Below are 15,128 nucleotides of genomic sequence, written 5' to 3'. Positions count from 1 at the left end.
CCATGCGATCATCGCCCCATGAAGATCTATCTTGTCGGCGGCGCCGTGCGCGACCGCCTGCTGCAGCGCCCCGCCGGCGACCGTGACTGGGTGGTGGTCGGCGCCACGCCCGCGCAGATGGAAGCGCAGGGCTACACCGCCGTGGGCCGCGATTTCCCGGTGTTCCTGCACCCGCAGACCGGCGAGGAATACGCGCTGGCACGCACCGAGCGCAAATCCGGCCGCGGCTATCGCGGCTTCGTGGTCGACGCCGATCCGGCGGTGACGCTGGAAGAGGACCTGCAGCGCCGCGACTTCACCATCAACGCCATTGCCTGCGACGAGGACACCGGCGCGTTGGTCGACCCTTATGGCGGCGTGCGTGATCTTGAACAGCGCGTGCTGCGCCACGTCGGCCCCGCCTTCGTCGAAGATCCGCTGCGTGTGCTGCGCGCGGCACGCTTCATGGCGCGCTTCGCACCGTTGGGTTTCACCGTCGCGCCGGAAACCATGGCGCTGATGCGCGAGGTGGCCGCCAGCGGCGAGCTGGATGCATTGGTACCGGAGCGCGTGTGGCAGGAACTGCGTAAGGCGCTGGCCTGCAAACGCCCGTCCGCCTTCCTGCGCACGTTGCACGATGCGCATGCGCTGGGCCCGATCCTGCCCGAGCTGGAAGCACTGTACGGCGTGCCGCAACGCGCGGAGTTCCACCCGGAAGTGGATACCGGCATTCACCAGGAAATGGTCAGCGACATGGCCGCGAAACTGGCGCCGGGGGATGACCTGGTCGGCTTCGCCGCGCTCACCCACGACCTCGGCAAGGGTCTGACCCCGCCGGACGAATGGCCGCGCCACATCATGCATGAGCAGCGTGGCCTGAAGCCGCTCAAGGCGCTGTGCGCGCGCCTGAAGATTCCCACCGAGCACCAGCAGCTGGCCGAAGCGGTCTGCCGCGAGCACTTGAACGTGCACCGCATCGATGAGCTACGCGATGCCACCGTGCTGGAGTTGCTGGGCCGCTGCGATGCACTGCGCCGCCCCGAGCGCGTGGCCCGCATCGCCCTGTGCTGCGAGGCCGACAAGCGCGGCCGGCTGGGCTTTGAAGAAGGCGATTACCCGCAGGGCGAAACGCTCAAGCGCCTGCACCAGGCGGCGCTGTCGGTACAGGCGCGGGATTTGGATACGACGCACCTGAAAGGCCCGGCGATTGGTGAAGCGCTGGCCAAGGCGCGGGTGAAGGCGATTGCGGCGGCGCGATAGGGATATGCGGACTGCTAGGAAGGCGCGGTGTCAGCTGCTGATGGTCAGTACTTGAAATAGGTATCGCCCAAGGCGGGGCTGTCGCCCGGCTGTCGCTTCTGCTTGGTGATCCGCCGCAGATTGATGCGCTTTGCGTTGGGCCAACCGAGCGTTCCGAATATCGCATCGGCCATCTTTGCGAACCGCGTGAAATGACGGCCAATTCTGTATCCAAGGTAGAGGCAAACCATATCAAGTATGCGTCCGCGATCATCTCCAAGGGTGCCAGTCCGTCTCCCGTGAGAGCATCGAGCACGAAAAATCCGATCTGGATCATGTACAAGGGAACAGATAGCGCCAGCGAGTACTTGGCCACCGCGATCCAGTGAGCCCAGCTGCCTGAACTGACATACGGATAAGAAACGATGAGTCTTCTTTGCTCATCGAGCACGGACAAGGCAATGAAGTTCCCCACCTTGCCCCGACGCCCGACCACCCGCACGGAGTCGCCCTCTTTGAAGGGCCAATTCCAGAATAACCCCTTCACCAGCATTTCGCCGAATCGAAACTCCACCCTCGTCGCTGGTTCTTCCGTTTCCTCATTGGACATGATCGCCATGCCAGCGGCGGGCCCGCTAAGGCCCAGCGCGGCGGCAGCGGCGCCCGTGGCCGACATCTTTTCGCGATCCCCGTCGCGCCAGAATACGTTCTGCACCACATGTCTGACGCGCAGATTGGAGATGATGCCGGTTTCCGTCTCGAACAGCACCTTGCCGGTCGAGCCCGGCTTACGTTTACGATTCACTGCAAATCCACCTGGGAAATGCCACACGCTGACCGGCGCGTATCCGCCATCGAATTCATCAAGAGATTCTCAGTATCTGAAATAGGTATCACCAAGCGCAGCAGGATCACTCGGGCTTTTTCTGAGCTTTGTAATCCGCCTTAGATTGACATTCTTACTGTCACCCCAGCCAAGCGACCCAAATATGCCGTCAGCAAGCCGGGCAAACCGGTGAAATCGATAGCCAATACTGATCCCAACAGTGGCAGCGATGAGCAGGAGCCCAGCAAATATGCAAAGCAGCAACTTCAACAACAACCATCCTTCTCCAGGATGCCTAGAGAATTCAGGCCAATACCTACGGTAAACAATGTGCATCTCGGCAACGAAATCAATGACGTGTACTTCCAGACCGAGATCCAGTGAGCGCGACTGCCAGCACTGACGTGTGGGTAGGAGACAATCAATCTCTTGCGCTCATCCAATACCGAGAACGCGATAAATACTCCGTCCGGGTTTCGGCTTCCGACCACTCTCACGAGATCTCCTTCCTTGTAGGGCCAGTTCCAGAGCAGGCCTTTCACGATCAAATCGTCTAGTCGGAACTCAACCCGGACAACTGGCTCCTCCATCTCCTCGGAGGACATCATCGCCATGCTGGCCGCAGGACCACGAGACCGAGTGCAGCAGCAAAGGCTCCAGTGGCGGCCATACCCTCGCGATCGCCACTACGCCAGAAAACATTTTCTACACTACGCTTGATTCGCAAATTGGAAATCACGCCGACTTCAGTATCGAAGGGCGCGCACGCGCTTTGTATTGCCTTCACTTTAGCGGTCATCGCGACCTCACAGACACTGAGCCAATGGCCTTGTAGAAGGCAATCTGCTGATCTTCGGCTGCGGTGAAGCGCTTCTCGTTTGAGTTACCTTTACCGATTCCGCCATCAGAATTTCCCCCAAAAGCACTGCTTCTGGCCCACTTCTCCAGATCATTAGAACTAAGAGCCCAGATAAGCACCTCTGCAGCTGGAAGTGCCAAGCCGACCTGCCACCCACTCAGTCGTAGTACCCACACGCCAACGCGTTTCATTGCTTGCGATGCAACTACTTCCGCACCGTCCACAGCAGCTGCCGCTTCAAGTCCGGCTCTCAATCCCCTTAGACCCAAGCTCAGTGAGTTACGTCCAAACGTTCGCTCAATCACAGGGGCCGAGTAGGCAAGCGCAGTCAGGAACTGCGCACTGCCTACAGCGCCCCCCCGTGACTCCGCGAATATTGAGCAAGACGTAGGTCGCATAGCTTTTTCTTTCGAGCGCAACCGTTGCATCCGCAAAACTGTAAGCCGCCCCAATAAAGCTACCCGCTCCCGCCAACACACTGCCGGCAACCTTCATCCGAATGGCACTGACACTGCTCGCCCCAAAGAACTCCTTGGCTACCGTTTCATGCACACTGGCATACACAGCCAAAAGCGACATGCCAGACGCCAATAACGTCGCATAGTCGCGCGTGTCCTTATCGACCTTTGTTGCCAGATGGATGAAGTTCACCATCTCCAGCACGCCCGTAAGGGAATTCAGACCGACGACATTCCGGCTGCTTTCCGCCGCAGCCTGCCAGCGCTTGCGCATTGCCGGTGCACCATGGTGCAGCTCCAGATCGCGGAGCGCGAACTGCATCGGCAGTGCACTACCCTTCTTGCGATAGAACTGGATGCGCTCCAGGAAATAGCGCTTGCCCTGCTGGCCGCTGCTCAGCTCTTCGGCCACCAGGTTGATCGCCTCGTCGCGCTCCATCAATGCCCGCGTCAGGAGCACAACGCGGACCATGGCATTGCCGACAGTGTCCTAGATGCCCTTCACCGGGAATCGATTCAGAAGGTAAGCACTTGCGGTAGTGACGAAGCGATCAACGCCACGGTCGCGAAGGATGCGGGCACTGGCGGTGGAGGGCGCGGCCTCTTTTTGCGTCGGCTCCAGCTTGCGGAGCAGGCAAACTGAAAACTCATACTGACGGCGCTTGGCAGCCATAACGGACAATCACTCCTGGTTACCACAACTCAGTTCAAGTCAGTACCTGAAGTACGTATCACCCAAAGCAGGATGGTCATCCGCACTCCTATTCAACTTCGTGATATTCCTTAAATTCATATATTTACCATTGACCCAACCAAGAGATTGGAAAATTGAGTCAGCCATCCTTGCATAACGCGTGAATCGAGAGCCGTTCCGAATTCCAATGAAACAAGAGACTGAGATGCAGCCAGCAAATATGTATAGCATTTTTTTCAATGATGACCAGTCCCAAGGCATTTCATCAAGTGATCCAAGGACGGTAACCAGGACATATAGCGCAGCACTTGGCAATGAGAACATCAGTGTGTACTTCATGACACCGATCCAGTGCGCCCAGCTCCCAGAGCTGACATGGGGATAAGAAACAATCATTCTCTTATCTTCATCCAGTACTGACAGAGCAAAGAATTTTCCATCTTCCATCCTGCTTCCAACGATCTTCACTCGATCACCTTCACTGAATGGCCAGTTCCAAAGCAATCCTTCCACTTGGGTTTCGCCAAGCCGGAACTCCACTCTGGTAACTGGCTCAGTCATCTCCTCAGCGGACATCATCGCCATTCCAGCAGCCGGGCCACTTAACCCCAGCGCAGCAGCAACGGCACCAGTCGCCGCGATGCTTGAACGATCACCTTCTCTCCAGAATACATTCTCCACAACGTGCCTGACCCGAAGATCGGAGATGATGCCGGCTTGGATGTCAAGCGACCCCTTCCCCGGCGAAACATCAGCTTCGATTTTCATTTCGGCCTCATCGAAACGGATCCACTAGCCTGGCCAAAGCCGCGGGTGAAAGCCATTGCGGCGGCGCAATAGGGGCGTGCTATCTACTGGGGAAGCGTGATGCTAGACGCTGCTGTCAGTACCTGAAGTAGGTATCGCCCAAGGCAAGATGGTCGCTTGGCTGCCGCTTCTGCTTGGTGATCCGCCGCAGATTGATCCGCTTTGCGTTGGGCCAACCAAGCGTCTGGAATATTGCATCAGCCATCTTTGCGAACCGAGTGAAACGCCGCCCCATTCTGTATCCGATGAAGCAGAAGAGCAAAACGCAGACCAAATAGGCCTGAGCTACCAACGCACTTCCGCCTTCATTCCTGCCAATACTATCCTTAAGCTGAACCAGCCAAAAGAATCCGATAACAAGTGCGCACCAAGGCACTGAGAACATCAGGGAATATTTTGCCACCGTCATCCAATGAGCCCACGTACCCGCACTCACGTGCGGATAAGACACAATCAGCCTACTCTGTTCTTTCAGAACTGAAAGGGCGAAGAAATTTCCGTCGTCCTCATGTCGACCAACCACTCGGACATTGTCGCCCTCCAGAAATGGCCAGTTCCAAAGCATTGCCTTTACTTTGATTGCGCCGAGCCGAAACTCAACCCACGCAACCCGCTCCTCCATTTCCTCAGCGGACATCATCGCCATACTTGCGGCCGGACCGCTGAGCCCAAACGCTGCCGCAATGCTGCCAGTCGCCGCCATCCCCTCACGGTCTCCTCTCCGCCAGAAGACGTTCTGCACTACATGCTGAACTTTCAAGTCAGTGATGATGCCAGCGTGAGTATCGAGCGACCCATGTTCGGCAGGGTTTACTTGGAGTTCGATACTCACTACGGCCTCACGGAAACTGAGCCGATAGCCTTTTCAAAAGCCAGTTGCTGCTCTAGTGAAGTTACATAGCTTTTGCTAGACAAGAGATTTACTCCTAAAGCCTTGTTTCCCTTATTTCCGAACGCATTTGTCATGCACCACGTCTCCAAGTCATTAGGGCTAATGGCCCATACAAATATTTCAATGCCGAGCAGAACCAATGCAACCTCCCATCCTGCCAATCGCAGCATCCACACACCGACTCGCTTCATCGCCTGCGATGCAACGACATTCCCACCCTCCGTGGCCGCCGCCTCAAGCCCAGCCCTCAGTCCTCTCAGCGCCAAGGTCAACGAATTCCGCCCAATACTGCGCTCGATTACAGGGGATGAGTAGGCGAGCGCGGTTAGGAATTGAGATGATCCGACCGTCGCCAGCGTCAGGGCCTTGGCAAGATGCGCTACGAGCGCCATCTTGTTTGGATACGCATAGGCTTGTTCCGCGTCCGACAAGCTGTAGGCTGCCCCAATAAAACTACCCGCTCCCGCCAGCACACTGCCGGCAACCTTCATCCGAATAGCACTGACACTACCCGCCCCATAGAACTCCCTGGCTACCGTTTCATGCACACTGGTATACACAGCCACAAGCGACATGCCGGACGCCAGTAACGTTGCGTAGTCACGCGTATCCTTATCCACCTTGGTTGCCAGATGGATGAAATTCACCATCTCCAACACGCCCGTAAGGGAATTCAAACGGACGACATTGCGGCTGCTTTCCGCCGCTGCCTGCCAACGCTTGCGCATCGCCAGCGCGCCATGGTGCAGCTCCAGATCTCGAAGCGCGAACTGCATCGGCAGTGCACTCCCCTTCTTGCGATAGAACTGGATGCGCTCCAGGAAATAGCGCTTGCCCTGCTGGCCGCTGCTCAGTTCTTCAGCCACCAGGCTGATGGCCTCATCGCGCTCCATCAACGCCCGTGTCAGAAGCACGAACCGGACCATGGCATTGCCGGCGGTGTCCTGGATGCCCTTCATCGGGAATCGATTCAGAAGGTAGGCACCTGCGGTAGCGACGAAGCGATCAACGCCACTGTCGCGAAGGATGCGGGCACTGGCGGTGGGGGGCGCGGCCTCCTTCTGCGCCGCCTCCAACTTGCGGAGCAGGCAAACTGAAAGCTCATACTGACGGCTTTTGGCAGCCATAACGGACAACCACTCCTGGTTACCACAACTCAGTTCAAGTCAGTACCTGAAGTACGTATCACCCAAAGCAGGATGGTCATCCACACTCTTATTCAACTTCGTGATACGCCTTAGATTTATATATTTACCATTGACCCAACCAAGAGATTTGAAGATTGCATCAGCCATCCTTGCATAACGCGTGAAGCGAGAACCAATCCTAACCCCAATGAAGCACGAGACAGAAACGCAACTAAGAAATATGTAAAAAAATCTTTTCAGAGAATACCAGTCCCAGGGACCTTCATTAATCGAACCAAAGCCGGCAACCAGAACGTATAGCGCAGCACTTGGCAGTGAGAACATCAGCGTGTACTTCATGACACCAATCCAATGCGCCCAACTTCCAGAGCTGACATGGGGGTATGACACAATCAGCCGCTTATTCTCGTCCAGAACTGACAGAGCAAAGAATTTCCCATCTTCGCCCCTCTTTCCCACGACCTTTACTCGGTCCCCTTCACCGAATGGCCAGTTCCAAAGCAACCTTTCCACTTTAGTTTCGCCAAGTCGGAACTCGACCTTGGTAACCGGCTCAGCCATCTCTTCAGCAGACATCATCGCCATCCCAGCTGCAGGGCCGCTCAGCCCCAGTGCGGCGGCAATGGCGCCAGTAGCCGCGATACCTGATGGATCACTCTCTCGCCAGAATACATTTTCCACAACGTGCTTGACGCGCAGATCGGAGATGATGCCCGCTTCGATATCAAGCGACCTCTTCTCGAATGACACATCGATCTCAGTTTTCATCGCACCCTCAAAGTAACCGAGCCGATAGCCTTGTCAAACGCCTGCCTCTGCTCTCGCGGTGTTAAATAGGGCTTACCACCAAAAGTGCGCTCACCTTTTCCACGACCCGAATTTTTCCCAAATGCATTGTTAATACACCACTTTTCCAGATCGTTCGGACTGATGACCCATATCAAGACTTCAATGACAAGAAGAGCTAAAGCAACTTGCCAGCCACCCAATCGCAGAATCCACACACCAAGTCGTTTCATTGCCTGCGACGCAACGACACTCCCCCCCTCCGTCGCCGCTGCCGCTTCAAGCCCTGCTTTCATCCCTCTGAGGCCCAAAGTCAATGAATTGCGCCCCAGACTGCGCTCGATGATCGGAGATGAGTAGGCGAGTGCGGTCAGGAACTGCGCTCCGCCCGCAGACGCCGTCACGAACGCTTTAGTACTCAAAAGTATGTCGGCAGCAAGCTCTTGCTGCCTGTCCGCAGCTTCCGCGTCTAAATAGCTGTAGTACGCCCCAATAAAACTACCCGCTCCCGCCAGCACACTGCCGGCAACCTTCATCCGAATGGCACTGACACTGCCCGCCCCAAAGAAGTCCTTGGCTACCGTTTCATGCACACTGGTATACACAGCCAAAAGCGACATACCGGACGCCAATAACGTCACATAGTCGCGCGTGTCCTTATCGACCTTGGTTGCCAGATGGATGAAGTTCACCATCTCCAACACGCCCGTGAGGGAGTTCAGACCGACGACATTACGGCTGCTTTCCGCCGCTGCCTGCCAACGCTTGCGCATCGCCAGTGCGCCATGGTGCAGCTCCAGATCGCGGAGCGCGAACTGCATCGGCAGTGCACTACCCTTCTTGCGATAGAACTGGATACGCTCCAGGAAGTAGCGCTTGCCCTGTTGGCCGCTGCTCAGCTCTTCGGCCACCAGGCTGATCGCCTCGTCGCGCTCCATCAATGCCCGCGTCAGGAGCACAACGCGGACCATGGCATTGCCGACAGTGTCCTGGATGCCCTTCATCGGGAATCGATTCAGCAGGAATGCGCCGGCGGTGGTGACGAAGCGATCAACGCCACTGTCACGAAGGATGCGCGCACTGGCGGTGGGGGGCGCGGCCTCTTTCTGCGCCGTCTCCAGCTTGCGATAGTTGGAGATGAAGGTCTTCAGATGCGCCGTCCCGGACACAAAGGCCACCCAGCTCGCACCTGCAGCAGACAGAACGGTATTGGCCCCAGCCTCAGCCGCCTTGAGCGTCTGCTGCAGCTCCTGCCGGGCAGCGTCCTGGTTCTGCGCAATGACTCGCCACAACAACGACGATCTTCCAGTCACAGCCAGATCGCCAGCCAGCTCAGTCAACAGCGTTCGGCCGATCTCGTGCATGCCAAGCACCGCGATGGCGTCGGCGATGATCTCCTCGAACCACACTCCCTGCACCGCAGACTGGCCATCAAAGTCCTCCAACGTCGCCAGCAGCAGATCGTGGCGGAGCCAGGCAACCAGCTCACGCATCTTGGGTACCAGCCGGTCGACTACCTGCCGGTCATCGCCCCTACACTGACAAGCACCATTCAATATCTGAAATAGGTATCGCCTAGGGCGGGATGGTCGCCCGGCTGTCGCTTCCTATTAGTCACTCTACGAAGATTCATTCGCCTCGCCCCCTTCCATCCAAGCGTAGAAAAAACTGAATCCGCCATTCTGGCGTAACTGACAAATCTACGGCCAATTCGATACCCAATTACGCAGAATACGAGAACACCAATCAAGTACGAACGCGCAAAGAAATGAAATGGCGCGGAGGTCATCCAGGCAAACCACCCTATTATAAGTCCCCACCAAGGAATCGATATAATTAGTGATAGTTTCAGCACGACAATCCAATGCGCTATCGAGCCAGCACTAACGTGCGGGTAGGAGACGATCAACCTCTTCTGCTCATCAAGAACAGAGATAGCAAAGAATTTTCCTTCGCTATCCCGTGTCCCGACAACTCGAACAAGATCACCTTCGCTGAATGGCCAGTTCCAGAGAAGCCCTTCTACGGCGAGATCACCAAGTTGGAACTCGACCTTAGTGACCGGCTCGGCCATTTCCTCCGCAGACATCATCGCCATACCCGCTGCTGGTCCACTGAGGCCTAGCGCAGCCGCGAACGCACCAGTTGCTGCCATTCCTTCACTATCACCATCGTGCCAGAATATATTCTTGACAGCATGCTGAACTCGAAGATCGGAGACTACACCGACCTCAGTCTCGAGGGGGCCATTGCCCCCAAGTCCCACCTGCTCTTGAGTAATCATTGCGTCCTCATCGACACAGAGCCAAGAGCCTTCTCGAACGCCAGCCGTTGCTCCCGCGCTGTTGCGTAGAAGCTACTTCCTCTCTTCCCAGCACTCTTTCCAAATGAGTTTGACGCACACCATTTCTCCAATTCTTTTGGGCTGATCGCCCAGATCAGGACCTCGATGACCAGTAGGGCTAGAGCCAACTCCCATCCGCCCAATCGCAAAATCCATACGCCAACGCGCCTCATAGCTCGCGATGCGACTATACTTCCGCCCTCCCGTCCGGCAGCGATCTCAAGTCCAGCTTGCAGTCCTCTCAGCCCTAGAGTGAGCGCATTCTTTCCGAGAGTCCGCTCGATTACAGGAGATGAATAAGCAAGCGCCGTCAAAAATTGAGCAGACCCGCTTATCCCAACTGTCCCGCCTTTGACCAAGAGCACCGTGGACAGAGCGTATTTGCCATTCCTAAAAGAGCTCAGAGCGTCAGCGAGGCTGTAAAGGGCCCCAATAGAACTACCCGCCCCCGCCATCACACTTCCGGCAGCCTTCATCCGTACGGCACTGACACTGCCCGCCCCAAAGAACTCCTTGGCTAACGTTTCATGCACACTGGTATACACAGCCACAAGCGACATTCCAGAGGCCAATAACGTCGCGTAGTCGCGCGTGTCCTTGTCGACCTTGGTTGCCAGATTGATGAAGTTCACCATTTCCAGCACGCCGGTCAGCGAATTCAGGCGCACCACGTTCCGGCTGCTTTCTGCCGCAGCTTGCCAACGCTTGCGCATCGCCAGCGCGCCGTGATGCAGCTCCAGGTCCCGAAGCGCGAACTGCATCGGCAGTGCACTGTCCTTGGTTCGGTAGAACTGGATACGCTCCAGGAAGTAGCGCTTGCCGTGCTGGCCACTGCTCAGCCCTTCGGCCACCAGGCTGATAGCCTCATCGCGCTCCATCAGCGCCCGCGTCAGAAGCACGAACCGGACCATCGCATTGCCGGCGGTGTCCTGGATGCCCTTCATCGGGAATCGATTCAGAAGGTAGGCACCTGCGGTAGTGACGAAGCGATCGACGCCACTGTCGCGAAGGATGCGGGCACTGGCGGTGGGGGGCGCGGCCTCTTTCTGCGCCGCCTCCAACTTGCGGTAAAGGGCCAAGTAAGACTTAAGATGCGCGGTGCCTGCGACAAATGCCGCCCAGCTTGCGCCGGCCGCTTCGAGAATTGTGTTGGCGCATACCTGCGCCGCCTCGAGTGTCTGCTGCAACTCCTCGCGAGACTCTTCGTCGTTCTTCGCAATGACTCGCCAGAGCAGGGATCTTCTTCCGGTAACTTCTATATCGTGGGACAGTTCGGTCAGCAAAGCACGGCCGATCTCGTGCATGCCAAGCACTGCAATCGCCTCGGTGATGATCTCTTCAAACCACACTCCCTGCACCGCAGACTGGCCATCAAAGTCTTCCAGCGTCGCCAGCAGCAGATCATGGCGGAGCCAGGCAACCAGCACCGACATCTTCGATCCCAGCCGGTCGAGTACCTGTTGCGTCATTGCGTCCATGTTCCCCTTGAACGCGGTGAAACGGGGCTCGTCAATCAGTGGCCAGTACTTGTTGTTCCACGCGTCCTGGGCGTCCTTCAGATAGAGCGGCAGGAACTGGCGCTCATACTCCCGCGCGAGTTCCCGCTTCTCCTCCTCGGAGAGCTTTACCTTGGGATCCCATGAGGGAAGCGAGGGATTGCCGAGGCCGCGCTGACGCTCCACTTCACGCACCGTCTGTGCTGCGTAGTTCCCTGCCATTACCGCACCATTGAGCTCCAGCAAGCGCGAGATCTGTTCGATCTGGTCAACAGCGTTGACTTCCAGCTCGCGCTCGCTCTTGAACTGGTTGATGCAGGCGACCAGGTCATTGCAGTAACCACTGAGCTCGTGCACGACGCCAACCGCATCCCACAAGCCCAGCAGCATGGGCGGGTACTCCTGGCGATCATTGCCGATGCGGCCGTTGCTGCTGTGTTGCTTCAGGCGTTCAAAGCGCTGCTGGCGTGGGTCGACACCGTCGCTGCGAGGGTAATCCCGCCGCGACCAAGGGTAACGCGTGCCATGCGCCTGCAGCCGCGCCTTGCGAAGCGCTCCGTCCGGATTGGAGGCACCCGGGAGTGCGCTGCTGTACGGAAGGTCTGGCGGATCGCCTGAGGGGTTATCCAGCCATCGATATTCCATGATCGAGGCCAGCCCGGCGGCATCCTTCAATGGCGCTTGGTCGCCTTCTGCTCTCGCCGACGTGATCCATCTGGCTGGCTCGATCGGCTGCATCCGCTCAGCGCGCAGGACCGAGTCAGCTCCATAGCGATCCAGCGTCGCTGGCGTCCAGGGGTGTTGGGAGTAGGCCAGCCAGACCGTCCCGCATAGATGCGGGCGCTGGATGGTGATGAACTCCGTGCGCATCGGATCGTGGCCACTGCGGCCACAGCTGGGCAGGCCACCGCCTGCGATCACGCGCGCACTGTAGGCGGTGGGTTGGCGCCACAGGGTGCCGTTTTCGGCGATGGCGTAGCACTCCCAGTACTCCGGACCGTAGGGACCCTGCTCGTAGTACAGGTACAGAAGACCCTGGCGCAACGTTCTGAGCGCGTAGGTGTATCCCGCCGCACTGACATCAATATCGCTGGCGACTGCGGGCGACAGGCCACCAAGGTCGACGTTGCAACTGGCAGGTACCACCGTGTAGCGCACCGGCAGGATGGCCAGCCCAGTGGAGCGGCAGACGTCGCAGGCTGATTTCTCTGTCTCGTCCGGCAGCGTGGCGGCAACCGCCGGAAGTTCGACGATGTCTGGACTGCCCGCGCTGCGGATCCCGACGTTGCTTTCACCCGTGAAGGGCCCGCTGGAGTCGTACCTATCTTTGCTATCGCGCGTCATGTGCCCCGTCTCCCTTGATCGCACTTGCGTGTGCGGACGCCGCGATGCGGATGTCCTGCCACTCCGTGTCTCCAATCCGTCGAATCAGCTCGCCATACCGCTCACCGTGCGCGATCTGCGCCAGTAGCGTCTGGACCGTGGAATGCCTGTGGAAATGAGGTCCGATAGAAAGCCCATGTGTGGCGAACAGATCCAGATCAGTACCGCTGGAGACACCGCACCGGCGCCCCTCTCCGACACTGCGCTGCACCTGCGCGAACGTGGCGCGATCCGGTGGGGTTCCGGCCCGCAGCGCGCCGATCCACGCCTGGTTCAATGCACCAATACTCTCCACGTCCGGCCAAGGCACGGCAGGATCACCGCGCAGCACAGGCGCGAAAGCATCGCTGATGGCCCACTCTCCCCACCGATCCAGGAACATCCACGTGGTGACACATTCAAACCGATACGCCCGTTGCGAGCGCGATGAGCACTGCAGGAACAGATCCGTCACCATCGGGTCGTAAAAGCGCAGCCACCGTTTCCGGCCCTGCGCATGCGGGCAGTGCGCGACCGCGCGCTCGGCAAGCTGCCTGGCCAGCTGCGGTGTCAGCAACGGTGTCCATATCCACGCACACGCACGTTGCGGGCGCGCGGCCAGCAGCGACGATGCCGAGCGCTGTTCCATCGCCATTTCCACCGCCTGACCAGACAACAGGGAGTGCATTCCTTTGCTGAGGTCGAGCGGGATCAGGAACGGCCACAGGGTTTTCGGTATCTGTCGAATGGCGATCGGGATCGGTTGGATTCCAGCCGATTCCAGCAGCGCGTCAAAGGCCTCGCCCATCCCAGATCGCTCTACAGCTGGCTGCATCAGCAGGTGGCACTGACCTGCGCTGCTGCGATCGATACCGATCAGCTGTTCGCACAACGATTCAACCGACATCGGCGCACCCTTCCTGTCGGCATACTGCTGCGGTCAAGTGCGGCTCGCAGCCATTGAACTGCCCAGCTGGAACGTCGGTCTCCTCCGAACTGATCAGCGGCCCCACCCAATCCCGCTGGCTGGCCTTGAACTCCACTTTTCCCGGCGCACCCAGCTCGATGTTGTCGCCCTCGATCCGAATGTAGGCCCCGGCCGCCGTCGCCAGCAGATGCTTGCTCGGCGCCGACAGCTGCACGTCCGCTTCGGTACTGGCAATGCGCACCTTGGTCTTGGCCGCCACGATCATCTGGTTCTTGTGCGCGCGCGCACTCACTTTGCCCTGCGCCGCGTGCAGCGCGATGCCGCGCTCCTGGTTCGGGCTTTCGCCGCTGGGCTGCACGCCGGCGGTGTACAGCACCAGCCCGCCGGCCACCGCCATCGTCAGCGAGCCCTGCGTCATCCAGTTCAGTGCCACGCCACTGGCCAGCGTGGTGTGGGTGCCACTGACCCAGACCTGGTCGGCCGGGGTCAGGCTCAGCACGCCGGCCACACCGCTGCCCAGCAGCACCGGCGCGCTCCAGCCCGGTGCCTCGCCATCGCCGCCGGCGATGCTGCCGGCGGCACTGCCGCTGTGGGTGGCGCGCAGCGTCTCCTGCAGCTCGGTCAGGGTGGTGTCCACCGGCAGCTCGTTCGGCTCGCCGGGCAGCTGCGCCTGCTGGTTGGCGGCCGATTCGGCCAGCTGCTGCAGCAGTTGCTGGCTTTCCTGCAGCTGGCTCAATGCCTGCGGCGCGGCCATCTGTGGCGCGCCCTGCTCGGTGGTCAGCAGCAGGCCGCGGCCGGCGCGCAGTGCGCCCTGTGCCTGGGTGGACAGCTCCACGCCGAAACCCCGCTCACCCTCGCGCACATTGTCCTGGCCGCCCTTGAGGTGGCCCAGGGTCAGCGTGGTCTCGTGCTGGGTGGTGGACAGCTGCGCGCGGCCCTGCCCGGGCGTGTCGTCGAAGCGCAGCTGCTGGTAGCCGCCGGTGCCGCCCTGGCTGTCGGCCAGCGCCTGGCTCTTGAAGCCGGTGTACACCGCTGCGTGGTCGTTGCCCTCGAACCAGGCGGCGGCATTGCCGGTGGCGGTGCCGCCCCCGCCGTTGATCTGGTTGTGCTGTGCATCCTGCTGGCCACGGCCGTTGTAGACCGCACCGACCACCACCGGGCGGTCGATGTCGCCTTCCAGGAACGCCACCAGCACTTCCTGCCCACGCCGCGGCAGCACCACACCGCCCCAGTTGTCGCCGGCCCACGGGGTCATCACCCGCACCCAGGTCCAGGCGCCTCCGTTGGCCGGTGCGTTGTCATCGCCGCCC

The 15,128-nt window shown here is 59.1% G+C and carries 14 protein-coding genes and 1 pseudogene; 1 reads left to right on the top strand and 14 read right to left on the bottom strand.

Annotation, left to right across the window (positions count from 1 at the left end):
* The first annotated feature begins 18 nt into the window (after window positions 1–18).
* A complete protein-coding gene (locus N7590_RS19990) occupies window positions 19–1,239 on the top strand; it encodes a multifunctional CCA addition/repair protein (RefSeq protein WP_164241453.1) in 1,221 nt (406 codons plus the stop codon).
* Between the two features lie 232 nt (window positions 1,240–1,471).
* Here the strand turns inward: N7590_RS19990 and N7590_RS19985 are convergent.
* From N7590_RS19985 to N7590_RS19920, 14 genes and pseudogenes are all read right to left on the bottom strand, one after another.
* Window positions 1,472–1,987 (bottom strand): annotated as a pseudogene (locus tag N7590_RS19985) (putative type VI secretion system effector); the annotation flags it as partial.
* A gap of 105 nt (window positions 1,988–2,092) precedes the next feature.
* Window positions 2,093–2,314, bottom strand: a complete 222-nt coding sequence (locus tag N7590_RS19980; protein WP_239544268.1) for a hypothetical protein — start codon at window positions 2,312–2,314, stop codon at window positions 2,093–2,095.
* Window positions 2,311–2,649: a hypothetical protein gene (locus N7590_RS19975; RefSeq protein WP_164241454.1), complete on the bottom strand. Its 339-nt coding sequence runs from the start codon at window positions 2,647–2,649 to the stop codon at window positions 2,311–2,313. Before N7590_RS19975 ends, N7590_RS19980 begins: the two co-directional genes overlap by 4 nt.
* 551 nt (window positions 2,650–3,200) lie before the next feature.
* Entirely contained in the window at window positions 3,201–3,833 is a 633-nt protein-coding gene (locus N7590_RS19970) for a hypothetical protein (RefSeq protein WP_164241455.1), read from the bottom strand.
* Between the two features lie 18 nt (window positions 3,834–3,851).
* Entirely contained in the window at window positions 3,852–4,034 is a 183-nt protein-coding gene (locus tag N7590_RS19965; protein ID WP_164241456.1) for a hypothetical protein, read from the bottom strand.
* 39 nt (window positions 4,035–4,073) lie between these two features.
* On the bottom strand, window positions 4,074–4,823 hold the full coding sequence (locus tag N7590_RS19960) for a putative type VI secretion system effector (RefSeq protein WP_279935827.1): 750 nt from the start codon (window positions 4,821–4,823) through the stop codon (window positions 4,074–4,076).
* 115 nt (window positions 4,824–4,938) lie between these two features.
* On the bottom strand, window positions 4,939–5,694 hold the full coding sequence (locus N7590_RS19955; RefSeq protein ID WP_279935826.1) for a putative type VI secretion system effector: 756 nt from the start codon (window positions 5,692–5,694) through the stop codon (window positions 4,939–4,941).
* Entirely contained in the window at window positions 5,694–6,881 is a 1,188-nt protein-coding gene (locus N7590_RS19950; RefSeq protein ID WP_279935825.1) for a hypothetical protein, read from the bottom strand. The genes N7590_RS19955 and N7590_RS19950 overlap by 1 nt, the downstream gene beginning before the upstream one ends.
* Window positions 6,882–6,920: 39 nt before the next feature.
* Window positions 6,921–7,670 carry a putative type VI secretion system effector gene (locus N7590_RS19945; protein WP_279935824.1) on the bottom strand — a complete coding sequence of 250 codons (750 nt, stop codon included), beginning with the start codon at window positions 7,668–7,670 and terminating at the stop codon, window positions 6,921–6,923.
* Complete coding sequence (locus N7590_RS19940; protein ID WP_279935823.1) at window positions 7,667–9,181, bottom strand: T6SS effector BTH_I2691 family protein; 1,515 nt, start codon at window positions 9,179–9,181, stop codon at window positions 7,667–7,669. Before N7590_RS19940 ends, N7590_RS19945 begins: the two co-directional genes overlap by 4 nt.
* A 59-nt stretch (window positions 9,182–9,240) precedes the next feature.
* Window positions 9,241–9,972, bottom strand: a complete 732-nt coding sequence (locus tag N7590_RS19935; RefSeq protein ID WP_279935822.1) for a putative type VI secretion system effector — start codon at window positions 9,970–9,972, stop codon at window positions 9,241–9,243.
* Entirely contained in the window at window positions 9,969–12,872 is a 2,904-nt protein-coding gene (locus N7590_RS19930; protein ID WP_279935821.1) for a T6SS effector BTH_I2691 family protein, read from the bottom strand. The genes N7590_RS19935 and N7590_RS19930 overlap by 4 nt, the downstream gene beginning before the upstream one ends.
* Complete coding sequence (locus N7590_RS19925; RefSeq protein ID WP_164241895.1) at window positions 12,859–13,797, bottom strand: DUF4123 domain-containing protein; 939 nt, start codon at window positions 13,795–13,797, stop codon at window positions 12,859–12,861. Before N7590_RS19925 ends, N7590_RS19930 begins: the two co-directional genes overlap by 14 nt.
* Window positions 13,787–15,128, bottom strand: a 1,342-nt coding sequence (locus N7590_RS19920) for a type VI secretion system Vgr family protein (protein ID WP_279935819.1), incomplete at its 5' end; no start/stop codon positions are given. The genes N7590_RS19920 and N7590_RS19925, both read right to left, overlap by 11 nt.

The organism is Stenotrophomonas sp. GD04024, from assembly GCF_029837545.1.
GTDB classification, from domain to species: Bacteria; Pseudomonadota; Gammaproteobacteria; order Xanthomonadales; family Xanthomonadaceae; genus Stenotrophomonas; species Stenotrophomonas forensis.
This window is presented reverse-complemented; position numbering and strand designations above follow the sequence as displayed.